Origin of the sequence: Aestuariirhabdus sp. LZHN29 (genome assembly GCF_049985285.1) — a bacterium.
Lineage (GTDB): Bacteria > Pseudomonadota > Gammaproteobacteria > Pseudomonadales > Aestuariirhabdaceae > Aestuariirhabdus.
This window is the reverse complement of sequence record NZ_JBNIEU010000002.1, coordinates 135,682-148,922: the sequence shown is the minus strand read 5'-3', so window position 1 is coordinate 148,922 and position 13,241 is coordinate 135,682. Positions and strand designations below refer to the sequence as shown.

The following is a 13,241-nucleotide window of genomic DNA, read 5'->3' as shown; positions in this document are numbered from 1 at the left end:
TCCTTAGACTATGTGAAGCCTAGGCTTCAAGCCGCAACAAAGCGGCCACGGGCGCGCTCTCCGGCAGCGGTAAGCTCCCAGATCACACGGTTCTTGTCAGATTGGTGGGTATCTTTCTTGATCAGACCCAAACGCCGCAGCTGCAACCTGATCATCCGCATGGAGTGTTCAGTGAACTGAAAATCGTTGACCGCATGGGACTCCGGATGCCGCTTGGCTACGAGATCGCGGTAGGTATTGGAAAGGAAGGCGCTAAGATCCTGTTTGATCTTGTCCTCACTCCCGCTGGGCCTAAGCTGATTAGTGAAGGCGGTGAAGACATCCTTCCAGTTCATCATCGCCTTCATGGTAGAGAGCTTGCAGTTGCCTTCAACATACAGGTTACACACGAAGGAGAATTCGGCTCGCTCGGCCAGAGATTGATCCAGGTTGGTACCGGTGGTAGGGGCCAGGGTGTCACGCAGGTCATTCAACTCCGCAACCTGCTGACGAAGTTGCAGGTTTTCCTGGCGCAGGGAGAAACTGGCATTTTCGGGCCGTACCCAGCCCGGCGACGGGTGATCTTCAATAAACACCGGTAGGTGTCGGCATACCGCCTGCTGCATACCCTCTGCTGTCCCCCATTTGATTTCCGGGTGCGCCTTAAGCTCTTCGCGAAAGACGCGCAAGCGCGCCTGGCCCTCTGCGGTGGTTTCGGTTCGCTCCTGGGGTAGCACGTACTTGTCATCGTGCAACAGACAGAGGATCGGTTTGCGCAGGGTCTTTGCGTAGGTGTATTCGCGGTGCATATAACTAACGCCGCTGCGGGTTAGGGGTCCGTAACGCCCGGCATTTAGAATCACCACATAATCGCTATCATCGATCTGCTGCCGCACCAGGGGCCAAATATCCTGAGAGTCGTCACCAAACCCCGGCAGGTACTCAGGACCCACAGGAATACAGCCCATACTCAGCAGGGTATAGAGCAATGCCTTTCGCTCCTCCTGCAGGTCACTGTGGGAGCCGCTGATAAAGACCTGATAACGCTTCGTGGTCACGCGTGCCGTACTCTCGATATGTGGATAACGATGCTATTCCCTGCTTTGACACAGTTAAACGCATTATAGCGGGAAAGCATAAAGTGAATATAGCCCCCCCCGACAGGTAGCCGCAGCGCGGGTAGCGTCGATTCCGAGGGCAGTGCGGGCGAACCACCAGAATTTAGGTAATTTTACCCATTTTATCCCTCGCCCCCGAGCGCTAGCATACGACTCTACCCGCATGATTGACCCCCCGGAGCTAAAATGAACCCTGTAATTGCCTCAGCAAATGACCTGATATGGGGTTCGATCCTTGTTTACCTGCTGCTGGGAGCCGGGATCTATTTCACTCTGCGCACCGGCGCAATACAGTTTCGCCGCCTTGGATACGCCTTCAAAGCGCTGCTGCGAGGCCGTCATACCGCTGGCGGAGGCATCTCCTCGTTCCAGGCATTTTGTACCAGTCTGGCGGCACGGGTCGGTACCGGAAACCTGGCCGGGGTCGCGATGGCGCTCTATCTGGGGGGGCCCGGAGCCATTTTCTGGATGTGGGTAATCGCCCTGCTGGGCATGTCCTCCAGTTTGATGGAAAACACCCTCGCCCAGCTCTACAAAACCAATAACGGTGACGGCACCTTCCGTGGAGGCCCCTCCTATTACATCGAAAAGGCGCTGGGCCAGCGCTGGCTGGGCATCAGCTTCTCTATCTGCCTGATTGTGGCCTTCGGCCTGGCTTTCAACTCCGTGCAGTCCAACTCCATCGCCTCGGCTATGGACAACGCTTTTGGCGTTGACCCCTGGACCAGTGGCGTACTGCTATCGGCCGTTACCGCCCTGGTCATCTTCGGTGGTATTCGTACCATCGCACGCTTTGCCGAAGTTGTTGTTCCCTTTATGGCGCTGGCCTACCTGGCGGTAGCACTCTTTATCGTTGTGACCCATATCGAGCAGATGCCGGCTGTGTTCAAACTTATCTTTGACAGTGCGTTTGGGATCGGCAGTGCCGCCGCCGGGGGAACAGGGTATCTGGTCTCCCAGGCAATTATGCAAGGGGTTAAACGTGGACTGTTCTCCAACGAAGCGGGCATGGGGAGTGCACCGAATGCGGCCGCTACCGCAACCCCTAACCCTCCACACCCGGTAACCCAGGGCATCATCGGCATGGCCGGGGTGTTTATCGACACCATCGTGATATGCAGCGCCACTGCGGCCGTGATTCTGGTATCCGGACAGCTCGATAGCAGCGCAGACCTGCAAGGTATCGCCCTGACCCAAAACGCCCTCAATAGTCTTGTTGGTAGTTGGGGAGGCGACTTTATCGCTATCGCGATTTTGCTATTTGCCTTCACCTCTATCATCGCCAACTACTACTACGGCGAGAGCAACCTGCGCTTTATTATTGATCGTGGCTGGACACTATTACTCTATCGTCTCATTGTCCTGGGCATGGTCGTGTACGGTGCCATCGCCAGCCTTCCGGTGGTATGGAGCCTCGCAGACCTGAGCATGGGCATGATGGCGATCATCAACGTTATTGCACTACTGCTGCTGTCCGGCATTGTGTTCAGGGTTGTTCGGGACTTTGAACAGCAGCTGGATCGCGGCGAGACCCCCTGTTTCGATCGTCGCAAATTCGAGTTTCTCGACCGCACTCTGGATAGGGACGTTTGGACCCAAACGCCAGAAGAGGCGCGCTCCGAACTCGCAACCCTGACAGAGCGTGATGATACCAGGGCCAGCCGGGAACCCGCTTAACGGTCGTGGAGAGAAAAGCGTAGACGAGTCGCCGCCCCACTCTAGCGCCCCTCTTAATCCACCGCGACCGCTCCTTTGCGACGATGACGCGCCAGAAAGGGGGGGGTGCGCGACTTTGCCAGTTTTTCGACGAAATGGTAACGCGCCACATGGTAGCTGGGATCGAATCCGTAGAAGTTAAGCTGCATCTGATCCAGCTCCTGGGCTCGATAGTCCGCCAACGGTTTTAGCGCCTCGTCCTCAGCCCGCCGCTGCTGTTTTTCTTGCAGCAGCGGCTCGTACTCAGCCGATGCAGCCAAGCGTTCCGCTCGCACCCTGACCTCCTGCTCAAACCCTTGCATAGAGTCACCGAAGGCATCATCAATCAACCCCAGATTCTTCGCCTTCGCCGCACCTATGGGCAACCTGTTAGCTGTTATCTGCCGGGCCATGTTCGAGCCGACGCGAGCAGGCAATAAATAGGTCCAGTATTCGGACCCAAAAAGATTCCCCATGGACTTATAGTGAGGGTTCATCACGACAGAGTTACGGGCATAGATCTGATCCGCAGCCAGCGCCATAAACACGCCCCCCGCTCCTGCGTTACCGCGCATCGCCGCCAGGCTCAGTTTGTGATCGCAACGAATAATCGCCTCACAAAGGTCATCCATCGCATTAATATTATTCCAGGACTCATCGGCAGGGCTTGCGGCCGCCTCGATAGCATTAAGGTGAATACCGTTACACCAGAAATCTTCTCCACCCATAAGAACGAGCACTTTTACGGGGCGCTGCTCAGCGAACCGCCAGGCCGCCAGCAAACGTTGACATTGCTCGGTTGAGGCGGCTCCGTTATAAAAATTAAAGTGGAGGTAACCCACTCCGTTCTGTTCGCGATACTGAATCTCCTGCCATGTCACCTCAGCAGGGACATCCTCAATCGCAAGCGGGGCTGCGGGAAGCTTATCGCCCATCGCACCAAGCAACTGTGTAGCCGGAAGTTTAAATGAGACCTCCTCTGGTGCGGGATCTGCAAGTGCCAAATGGGTGATCCATACGGCACCATCAGTGGTGGCCCGGCAAACGGCCCCATCACGCTGCGCAATCAACGCTCCCGGGTCACCGCTGAGCCGTAATTCAGGCCAGGCATTGTAAAGAAAAAACTCCCGCTCACCGATCGTATCGCGCACACCTGGCTGACTATCAGCCGCGCGAATTTTACGCAATACGGTTTGGGTGCTGTCCTGCAGCCAGTCAATACACCGATGGGCCTGGCGCATCGGGTCGCGCCATTGGCCGCGGACATTTTCATCGGCATAATCCAGCGGCTGCGGCGTTTCACCCGCCTCGATCTTCGCCAGCGCCATCGATACCGCAGTCACGGCGGCATCGGTTACTTCGTTGCGGTAGAGACTACTTTTGCGCCCATCACGCATAAGAAACTCGACCCAGGACCAGATGTCGCCGGCGTCCATCTCGGCCGCCGCTTGCAGACAGGTCACGCCCCAGCGCGTCTCATTATTGGTGATAGCCCAATCGAGGGAGGTGGCACCGCGATCACCACGAATACCCGGATGGATAATCAGGCACAAATTCTGCCGCCAGATAGACTCGGGGATCGCTCGCTTCAGAAAAGGCGCCAGGATCAGGTCGGGGCTAAACCGCTCAACGGCCTCTATGGTGACGTCGTCGTTGATATCAAACTCGACCGATAGCTCATGGCCGGCCTCTTCCAGCATCACGAACAGGCGCTGGCTAAGGCTGTTGAAGGCATGGGTTAACATCAATATGCGCATGGTGTCTTCCTTAGCAGATACGGGGCAGTTGCTCACCGTTCAGCCAATCGACGATACGATTGCCGCCGAAGCTGGTCTGCATCTGCACAAAGTGGTGGCTATCCTCGGTTACCTCACCAATGATGCAGGCTTCGGCACCCTTGGGATGAGCACGCATCGCCGCCAACAATTCATCACTGCGGTCAGGCGGACAAAAGGCCACCAGCTTACCTTCATTTGCTACGTACAAGGGATCAAGCCCCAAAAACTCACAAGCTGCCGCCACCTGGGGTCGTACTGGAACATCCGCCTCATGGATCTGCATACCAACCCCGGCCTGCTGGGCAATCTCGTTCAGGGTTGTTGCCAGGCCACCGCGGGTAGGATCGCGCAGACAGTGTATCTGCGGAACCATGGCAACCATCACCGCAACGAGGTCGTGCAGGGACTGGCTGTCTGATTCTATGGCGGTTTCAAAGGTGAGATTTTCACGCAATGACATAATTGCCACACCGTGATCTCCTATCGGGCCACTGACAATGATGCGATCTCCCACCTGCACCCTGTCACCACCCATATCAATAGCTTCCGGAATTACACCAACGCCGGTGGTGTTTATAAAGACCCCATCCCCCTTACCACGCTCCACAACCTTGGTGTCGCCTGTCACAATGGGAACACCCGCGTCCAGCGCCGCAGCGGCCATCGATTCAACAATGCGCTTGAGGTCTCGCAGGGGGAACCCCTCTTCAAGAATAAAACCTGCCGACAGGAAGCAGGGAGTCGCGCCGGCCATGGCCACATCATTAACCGTACCATGGACCGACAACGAACCAATATTTCCACCCGGGAAAAACAGCGGTGATATCACATGGGAATCGGTCGCCATGACGACTTTACCTGGCGGCAGGGCAAAACTGGCCTGATCGTTGAGTTGCCTCAGGTAGGGGTTATCGAAAGCCTTTAAAAACAGCCCATCGATCAATTGCGCCATCGCCTTGCCGCCACTGCCGTGGATCATCTCCACGCAACCCTTGTCAAAATTAAGCTGGCTATTGCCTCGTAGATTTACTGTCATCGCTAACTCTTATGAATCATGTTTGGTGCATGTTCGCTGACCAGGTGATCCCGGTAGCGTCCATAGCTGTAGTGGGCTGCACAGGCACCCTCGGAGGAAACCATACAACTACCGATCGGGTTTTCCGGCGTGCACACCGTTCCAAACAGCTTGCAGTCACGAGGTGTTTTTACACCCCGCAAGATCGCCGGACATTCGCAGGCCTTGTTCTCTTTGGCGCTGCGCCTTTTCAGGGTGAAGCGCTGCTCCGCGTCATATTTTTTGAACCGGGATTTAATTTTCAGTCCACTGTAGGGCACCATACCCAGTCCGCGCCACTCAAACTCACGACGCATTTCAAAGGTCTCCGCCACCAGGGTCTTAGCCTTGAGATTACCATCACGGGTAACGGCGCGAGTAAATTCGTTCTCTACCTCAGCGCGACCCTCATTGATCTGGCGCACCAGCATCAGGATCGCTTGCAAAACATCCAGCGGTTCAAAACCCGCTATAACTACGGGACTCTGGTACTCCTCGGCAAAATACTCGTAGGGTTGGCTACCGATAACCGTACTAACATGGGCCGGGCCCACAAACCCATCCAGCGGTAATGTTCCCAGCTCACGCACTTCCGGCGATTCCAGGATGGTGCTAATCGCCGAGGGCGTAAGGACGTGATTGCAAAATACACTGAAGTTTTCCAGTCCAAGCTTTTCGGCCTGGCGAATCGCCATCGCCGTCGGTGGTGTGGTGGTCTCAAATCCGATGGCAAAAAACACCACCTCCCGGTCGGGGTTTTGGCGCGCTAACGCCAACGCATCCATGGTGGAGTAAACCATACGCACATCGGCGCCTTCGGCCTTGGCTTTCAAAAGACTCATCTTGCGTGAACCCGGCACCCGCATCATATCGCCATAAGTACAGAGGATTACACCGTGATCCATCGCCAGCTCTATAGCAGAATCGATTCGCACTATCGGCAACACACAAACCGGACAGCCGGGACCGTGGATCATTTTGATCTGGGCCGGTAGCAGATCGGGTATTCCGTAACGGAAGATCGCGTGGGTATGTCCCCCACAAAACTCCATCAGATGGTATTTGCGATCCGGCTCGACCTCCTGGCGAATTCTTTCTGCCAGCTCCTGCGCTAATTGGCCATCACGAAATTCGTCGACATATTTCATAATTGCGCCGCCGCATCACTGGCAATTTGTTCGAGTTCACCCATCTCGGCAAACATCGCCAACGTACGCTCCGCTTCTTCGGGGTCGATTTTGTTCAATGCATAACCTACGTGCAGGATCACATAATCACCCACGGCAACGTCATCGACCAACGCAATAGAGATCGACTTCTTAATACCGCCGATATCCACCAGCGCCATATCATCTGCTTGTACTGTTTCTACCTTTACCGGGATCGCCAGACACATCTAATCGCCCTCTCTACTACCAGTTAATTCGCTATCGCTTGCCGTGCCACCCACGCCTGGCCAAGACTAAGGCCCCCATCATTACAGGGCAACTGCTCTCCCAACCACACTGAGATTCCTCGTGTACGCAAGCGTGCGCACAGCGATTCCCGCAAAAGTCGGTTAAGAAAACAACCTCCGCCTAACACCAGATCCTGAATACCTGTTTGCGCACAGGCATTCAAAACCCAGCACTCCAGCGCAGCCACCAGTCCTGCATGAAAGCACTGCGCACCGCGTACCGGGTTGGTCTCACCAAGCAGCTGCGCGACCAACGGCAACAGATCCAGCTGCTGGTCCTCATTGATGCATCCTGCCCCTGCTTTTTCGGCGCCAAGGTGCCCTTGCGCAAGGGTTTCCAGAGTCATGGCGGCCTGCGCCTCGAAACGGTTATAGGGGCACGCTCCCAACAATGCTGCCACCCCATCGAACCAGCGCCCTGCGCTACTGGTCGGGGGACAATTAAGATTCTGGCGTAACATCTGTGCTACCACTTCACTGCCGGCTACGGGAAAGCGCTCTGGTATCTCCGCATTGAGACCAAGCTGGTGCAGCATCGCCGCCGCCACGCGCCAGGGTTCCCGTGCGGCGCGATCTCCTCCGGCCAGCGGTAACGGGCGCAAGTGGCCTATTCGTGCATATTCGGCCCCCTCTACACGCAGCAACTCACCCCCCCAGGCCATGTCATCATCACCCAGTCCGACGCCGTCGAGAGCAAGACCGATAACCGCTCCCTGCAAACCGTGCTCGGCCATAACGGAAGCGATATGTGCGTGGTGGTGCTGCACAGCGACCAGCGGCACCTGCCACTGGTCGGCAAGCTGATGAGCCAAACGAGTACTGTAGAAATCGGGATGTCGATCGCAGGCAACCGCTTGGGGCTCTACCGCAAACAGTCGACACATATGCTCTACCGTCTGTTCCAGAAAGCGACAGGTATTCGCGTTAGCCAGATCTCCAACGTAGGGCGATACATAAGCGCGCTGCTGCTTGGTCAAGCAGATATTATTTTTGAACCACCCTCCAAGAGCCAGAATTTGCGGGCCATCGGTAGCAAGAGCTATAGTTTGGGGGGCCATACCACGGCCACGCCTCACGACCATGGGAGGACTCCCCGCTTGCACCACCGAATCATCACAGCGACAGTCAATATCCCGGTTATGGAGCAACACCCGGTCCACCAGATCGTCCAGCAGGGAGAGTGCCTCAGCGTTGCCAATCACCAACGGTTCGCCGGCAGGATTAGCGCTGGTCATAACTAACCGCAAGGGATGCGCAACACCGCGCCATGTGGGGTCATGGGGGCGCCCTGCGGCTTCAAAAAACAGCAGATGATGCAGTGGTGCGTAGGGTAACATCACCCCGAGCGCTCCCAGATCTGGCGCTACCTCATGGGCGACAGGTCGCCCCTTTCCCTGCTCACATTTGGGCAGGAGTACAATCGGTGCAGCGCTGGACGAGAGCCGCTGAAGGCTATCGCTATCGATTTCAACCAGCTGCTCCAGCGATGAAATGTTAGCCGCCATGACCGCAAAAGGTTTGCCATCATCGCGCTGTTTTCGGCTGCGCAGTTGCCTTACCGCCTCGGCGTTATCCGCATCGCACACCAGGTGAAATCCACCAATACCCTTGATCGCTACAATCAAGCCCTGCCGGATCGCATCCAGGGTTTGCGCAATGGGATCACCCGCGATGGGGGTGCCATCGACACCCACGAAATCCAGTGTCGGACCACAGGCCTCACAGGCATTAGGCTGGGCATGAAAGCGACGATCGCCCGGCTCTTCATACTCATTTAAGCAGCGCTCACAAAGCGTGAAATCTACCATCGACGTGTAGGGTCGATCATAGGGTAGCCGCCGGGTAATGGTATAACGCGGACCGCAGTTTGTGCAGTTTATAAACGGATACCGATAGCGGCGATTGGAATTATCGAACAGCTCGTTGAGACAGTCTGCACAAACAGCAGCGTCGGCGGCCACAGAGGTATTCGCCGCGCCAGAGATACTGTGAACGATGCGGAACCCTACCTCAGGGCATAGGGGTCTCGGCGTTGCATCGCAGCGATCAATGATCGCAAGCGGAGGAAGCTCTGTGTACAGTAAACGCTGGAACGTTTGCAGATTTTCGTTGCTGCCCTCCACTTCAACCTGCACCCCGTCACCGTCATTCGCTACCCATCCGCTAAGGTTGAGACGTTGTGCGAGCCCATAGACAAAGGGTCGAAAACCCACGCCCTGCACCAATCCAAACACCGACAGATGCAAACGCTGGGAAAGGGGCTTCGTGGCGGACACTGGCTAAGCCTCGCCCAGACCGTAACGGTCCATTTTGTTGCGCAGGCCAACACGGGAGAGGCCCAGTTCATCAGCGACCTGACTCTTGTTGCCCTGATGACGCCCTAGCGCCTGGCGAATAATTTTCGTCTCCAAAGCCTCAACCTGACCCCGCAAGCCATGTTTTCCCAGCTCAAGCTCTGCATCTTCAAATACTGCGGAGTCCTGTGTACTCTCGCGCACAATATGCGGCGCGAGCAACTCGACTCCGACCACCTCCTGCGGTGACAGTACCAGCATGCGCTGAATCTCATTTTGCAGTTCCCGCACGTTCCCGGGCCAGTGATATTTTTCGAAACACTCCAGCACCTCGGCACTAAACCCGCGCACCGGTTTTCCAAACTGTTGGGAAGCCTGCTGCAATAGACTGGTGGCGATCAGTTCAATATCTCCTTCGCGGTCACGCAACGGAGGAACCTGCAGCGAAACGGACGCCAGGCGATAATAGAGGTCTGCCCGGAATCGACCCACTCGCACCTCTTCTTTCAGGTCCAGGTTGGTTGCAGCCACCACTCGCACGTCCACTTTGCGGCTTTGGGTCGAACCCAGTGGGCGAATTTCCTGTTCCTGCAATACGCGCAGCAGTTTGACCTGAAAGGCAGGGGATATATCACCAATCTCATCAAGAAATATGGTGCCGCCGCTGGCCTGTTCAAACAGCCCTACGTGGTCATTAACGGCGCCAGTAAAGGAACCTTTGCGATGCCCAAATAACTCACTGGAAAGCAATTCATCGTGCATCGCCCCGCAATTTTCTACCACGAAGGGTTGCTCTGCACGCCCGCTGTTGTAGTGAATAGCCCGTGCCAGAAGTTCCTTGCCGGTACCGGACTCCCCCTGCACAAGGATGGAGATATCAAAGGGAGCCAGCTGTGCTACCTGGTCGCACAGGCGGTTCATGCTGCTGTTTTCCCCGCGCAGGATACGCTCAAAATGAAACTGCTGTTTGAGGTCTTCACGCTGGCGGCGCAGAAACTCGTCAAACTGTCCCGAAGAGAATTTCATCTCCTGGGCTAACAGATGGTTTTCCCGTTGCAGACGATAAAGGCGTGCGGCATTGCGCACGGTCAGGATCAGGGCGTCAGGGTGCCAGGGCTTGGTGATGTACTGATAGATTCCACTCTCATTGACCGCCTGGATAATTTTATCGGCGTCGGTGTACCCTGAGATAATAATACGCAGGGTTTCCGGGTACTGCTGGCGTACCTGAGCAAGAAAATCGACACCGCTCTGCCCCGGCATACGCTGGTCGCAAAGAATCACCTGACAAGGCGCCTGCTCCAGCAAGAGGGAACCGTCGGCGGCGCTCGTGGCGGTAACAACATCGAACTCTTCATCCAGAATACGAGCGATGGTTTCGATGGAGCGCTGCTCATCATCGACCACCAACACCCTGGGCCGATCAAGATCCGCCATGGTCAGACCGACAGCTTCTGGTGCTTCTGCTGTAACCCACTGAGCCGCGCCTGCAGCGCATCCATCTCACGCTGAATCATGGCCTGCTGACGCTCACCCAGCCACTGATACCAAGCCTCCATGCCCTCACCTGTGGTGGCGGAACACTGGATCACCTTAATGTCCGGGTTCACCTGGCGGGCGCTGGCGATACAGGCCTCTACATCAAAATCCAGATAGGGCAACAGATCGACCTTGTTTAATAGCATCAACTCTGCACCACTGAACATATCGGGATACTTTACCGGTTTATCTTCTCCCTCGGTAACCGACAGGATCGCCACCCGATGCGCTTCCCCCAGGTCGAATGCCGCCGGGCACACCAGATTACCCACGTTCTCGATTATGAGCAGGTCGAGGGTTTGCAGTGACAGTTTATCGAGGGCGTGACCCACCATGTGAGCGTCCAGATGACAGCCTTTGCCGGTATTGATCTGAACCGCGCTGGCACCGGTATTACGGATGCGTTCCGCGTCGTTGGCCGTCTGCTGGTCACCTTCAATAACCGCGATCTCACAGCGCGAGCGCATATCCTCGATAGTACGCGTTAACAGGGTGGTCTTGCCCGACCCGGGGCTCGAGACCAAATTCACCGACAACAGGCTGTGGCCCTGTAAGCGGGCTCTGTTTATCGCTGCATAGCGGTCATTTTTACCGAGAATATCCTGCTCTATCTGCACCATCCGCGACTGGCTCATACCGGGAGCGTGTGAATGTGCCGCTCCGTGACCGTAGTGAAGGTCCTTGCCATCGTCGGTGGGTGCAAAGGATTCTCCCACCTTGGGGGGCTGCACGCTGGTGGGCCCATGGGAATGGGAGTGTTCGCCATCACCCTGGTGGCGATGGCCATGGAGAGCCTGAGAATGGTGATCGTGAGAGTGGTGCAGGTCCGCACCTTCAACCCGGGTTTCACCGCTTGCGCAGCCACAGCTAGTACACATAATCTCTACTCCACTTCCAACTCTTTAACCCGCATCTCCGTGCCCTCGGTGGCCTGCACCTTATACCCGCTGCATAGCGGGCAGGGCTCGTAACGAGCATTATGTTCAACACTCTGGAAACAATCCAGACAGTATCCCCGGCCTGGGGTTTGAATCACCTCCAGCGCAGCGCCGTCGGCAATGGTACCCCGGCAAACAGCCTCAAAACAGAAGCGCATAGAATCCACTTCTACATTGGAGAGTGCGCCAATCTCCAACCATACCGTTTTGACGCGGACGAAGCCCTCGTTACTGGCGTATTCCTCGAGGATCTGGACAACGCCCTCAGCCAGTGACATCTCATGCATTATAAACCTCTATTTCAAAACTCACGCAGGGATCGAGCGACAAGCAGATCAGCTGCACACGCTGGCGCAACAGATCGACATTATCCCCCGCCAGAGCCAATACTTCACGCACCAGCGGCCCCTCAGGGTGAAAATTCCATTCGGTGGGTGCCACTACCTGATAACGTTGCACTCGTCCGTGATGAATATCAAGCCGATGCACCAGAATACCCCGCGCCGTTTCCACCCACCCGGCGCCGGAGCCATCACCCAAAGAGATCCGTCCCATCCCGATCGCCTGAGCAGGGTTTAGCAAGCGATCTATCTCCAGCAGGCGCGCAACGAAGCGCGCCATGGCACGCTGCTCCCTTGCCACCAGCGCAGTTACCAGCGGATGCTCTTGATGGCGTGCCATCGCACCCGCTTCCGGGTGCCCTTGCTGCAACCAGGGCTGGGCACTGAACTGGTCATCACGGCCAAGGGCCTGCACCACGTCGACCAGGCTATCGGTACCCAGAAGCCCCTGATCACAAGTCACCCGGTAACCCGTATAGGAGCGCTCCAGCAATTGGCTGGCGCGCCACAACAGCTTTCCAACGGAGGAGGCCCCACTTTCCAGCCAGGCCTGTAGATCCGCCTCGCCTTGCCCTGACCATTCGACGGAGCTGCCCCCCCACACCATAGACTCAATTTCGGGACTCAGTCGCCCAAGAAGATCGTCCTCATCATCGTATGGGGCACCGGAGTCGAGCAGCTTGACCTGCTGCACAATCTGCTGGCGAATCGGCGCAAACTCCTTTAACAGGGGCTTCTCGCCCAACTGGCCAGGCAGGTCAATAAAAAACCGCCACAGGTGCTCCTGCAACGCTTCCAGCCGAGCACCCAAAGGCAGGCCAGCTAGAGTCGTGTCGGATCCTGCCGCCTCCGCGGCCAGAGTCGCCGCTAGGGACTGCGCCTGTCGGCAGATGCTATAGATGACAGGCACTTTCGACAGTGCCTGAGCGACACCATTTCCCTCCAGCAGACGGCCGGAAATTTGCGGCCGCGAAGAGCGGATCTCTACCGAATTAACCTGCGCCGCATTGCAGTGCAACAAGATGCGTAACTTGCCCTCGAGCACGGCA

11 protein-coding genes are annotated in these 13,241 nt (G+C 56.5%); 1 reads left to right on the top strand and 10 read right to left on the bottom strand.

Annotation, left to right across the window (positions count from 1 at the left end; all coding sequences use genetic code 11):
- Positions 1 to 26: 26 nt before the first annotated feature.
- Positions 27 to 1,037, bottom strand: a complete 1,011-nt coding sequence (locus tag ACP3PW_RS07315) for a DUF4062 domain-containing protein (protein WP_426416040.1) — start codon at positions 1,035 to 1,037, stop codon at positions 27 to 29.
- 246 nt (positions 1,038 to 1,283) lie between these two features.
- Between ACP3PW_RS07315 and ACP3PW_RS07310 the strand changes: the two genes are divergently transcribed.
- Positions 1,284 to 2,774: an alanine/glycine:cation symporter family protein gene (locus ACP3PW_RS07310; protein ID WP_426416039.1), complete on the top strand. Its 1,491-nt coding sequence runs from the start codon at positions 1,284 to 1,286 to the stop codon at positions 2,772 to 2,774.
- Between the two features lie 53 nt (positions 2,775 to 2,827).
- Here the strand turns inward: ACP3PW_RS07310 and ACP3PW_RS07305 are convergent, their stop codons facing one another.
- From ACP3PW_RS07305 to ACP3PW_RS07265, 9 genes are read right to left on the bottom strand one after another with little or no spacing between them, the layout of a single operon-like run.
- Complete coding sequence (locus ACP3PW_RS07305; RefSeq protein ID WP_426416038.1) at positions 2,828 to 4,549, bottom strand: hydrogenase maturation protein; 1,722 nt, start codon at positions 4,547 to 4,549, stop codon at positions 2,828 to 2,830.
- A 10-nt stretch (positions 4,550 to 4,559) separates the two neighbouring features.
- Complete coding sequence (gene hypE, locus ACP3PW_RS07300) at positions 4,560 to 5,606, bottom strand: hydrogenase expression/formation protein HypE (protein WP_426416037.1); 1,047 nt, start codon at positions 5,604 to 5,606, stop codon at positions 4,560 to 4,562.
- Between the two features lie 2 nt (positions 5,607 to 5,608).
- Complete coding sequence (gene hypD, locus ACP3PW_RS07295) at positions 5,609 to 6,772, bottom strand: hydrogenase formation protein HypD (protein ID WP_426416036.1); 1,164 nt, start codon at positions 6,770 to 6,772, stop codon at positions 5,609 to 5,611.
- Positions 6,769 to 7,020, bottom strand: coding sequence for a HypC/HybG/HupF family hydrogenase formation chaperone (locus tag ACP3PW_RS07290; protein ID WP_426416035.1), 252 nt, complete (start codon positions 7,018 to 7,020; stop codon positions 6,769 to 6,771). The genes hypD and ACP3PW_RS07290 overlap by 4 nt, the downstream gene beginning before the upstream one ends.
- Before the next feature lie 23 nt (positions 7,021 to 7,043).
- A complete protein-coding gene (hypF, locus tag ACP3PW_RS07285; RefSeq protein WP_426416034.1) occupies positions 7,044 to 9,356 on the bottom strand; it encodes a carbamoyltransferase HypF in 2,313 nt (770 codons plus the stop codon).
- A gap of 3 nt (positions 9,357 to 9,359) precedes the next feature.
- The gene (locus ACP3PW_RS07280) at positions 9,360 to 10,811 is read right to left on the bottom strand and encodes a sigma-54-dependent transcriptional regulator (RefSeq protein WP_426416033.1); all 1,452 of its coding nucleotides are present in this window, start codon (positions 10,809 to 10,811) and stop codon (positions 9,360 to 9,362) included.
- 2 nt (positions 10,812 to 10,813) lie between these two features.
- Positions 10,814 to 11,791, bottom strand: a complete 978-nt coding sequence (gene hypB / locus ACP3PW_RS07275; RefSeq protein WP_426416032.1) for a hydrogenase nickel incorporation protein HypB — start codon at positions 11,789 to 11,791, stop codon at positions 10,814 to 10,816.
- Between the two features lie 5 nt (positions 11,792 to 11,796).
- Complete coding sequence (hypA, locus tag ACP3PW_RS07270) at positions 11,797 to 12,138, bottom strand: hydrogenase maturation nickel metallochaperone HypA (RefSeq protein ID WP_426416031.1); 342 nt, start codon at positions 12,136 to 12,138, stop codon at positions 11,797 to 11,799.
- A complete protein-coding gene (locus ACP3PW_RS07265; RefSeq protein WP_426416030.1) occupies positions 12,131 to 13,237 on the bottom strand; it encodes a nickel-dependent hydrogenase large subunit in 1,107 nt (368 codons plus the stop codon). Before ACP3PW_RS07265 ends, hypA begins: the two co-directional genes overlap by 8 nt.
- Between the last annotated feature and the right edge of the window lie 4 nt (positions 13,238 to 13,241).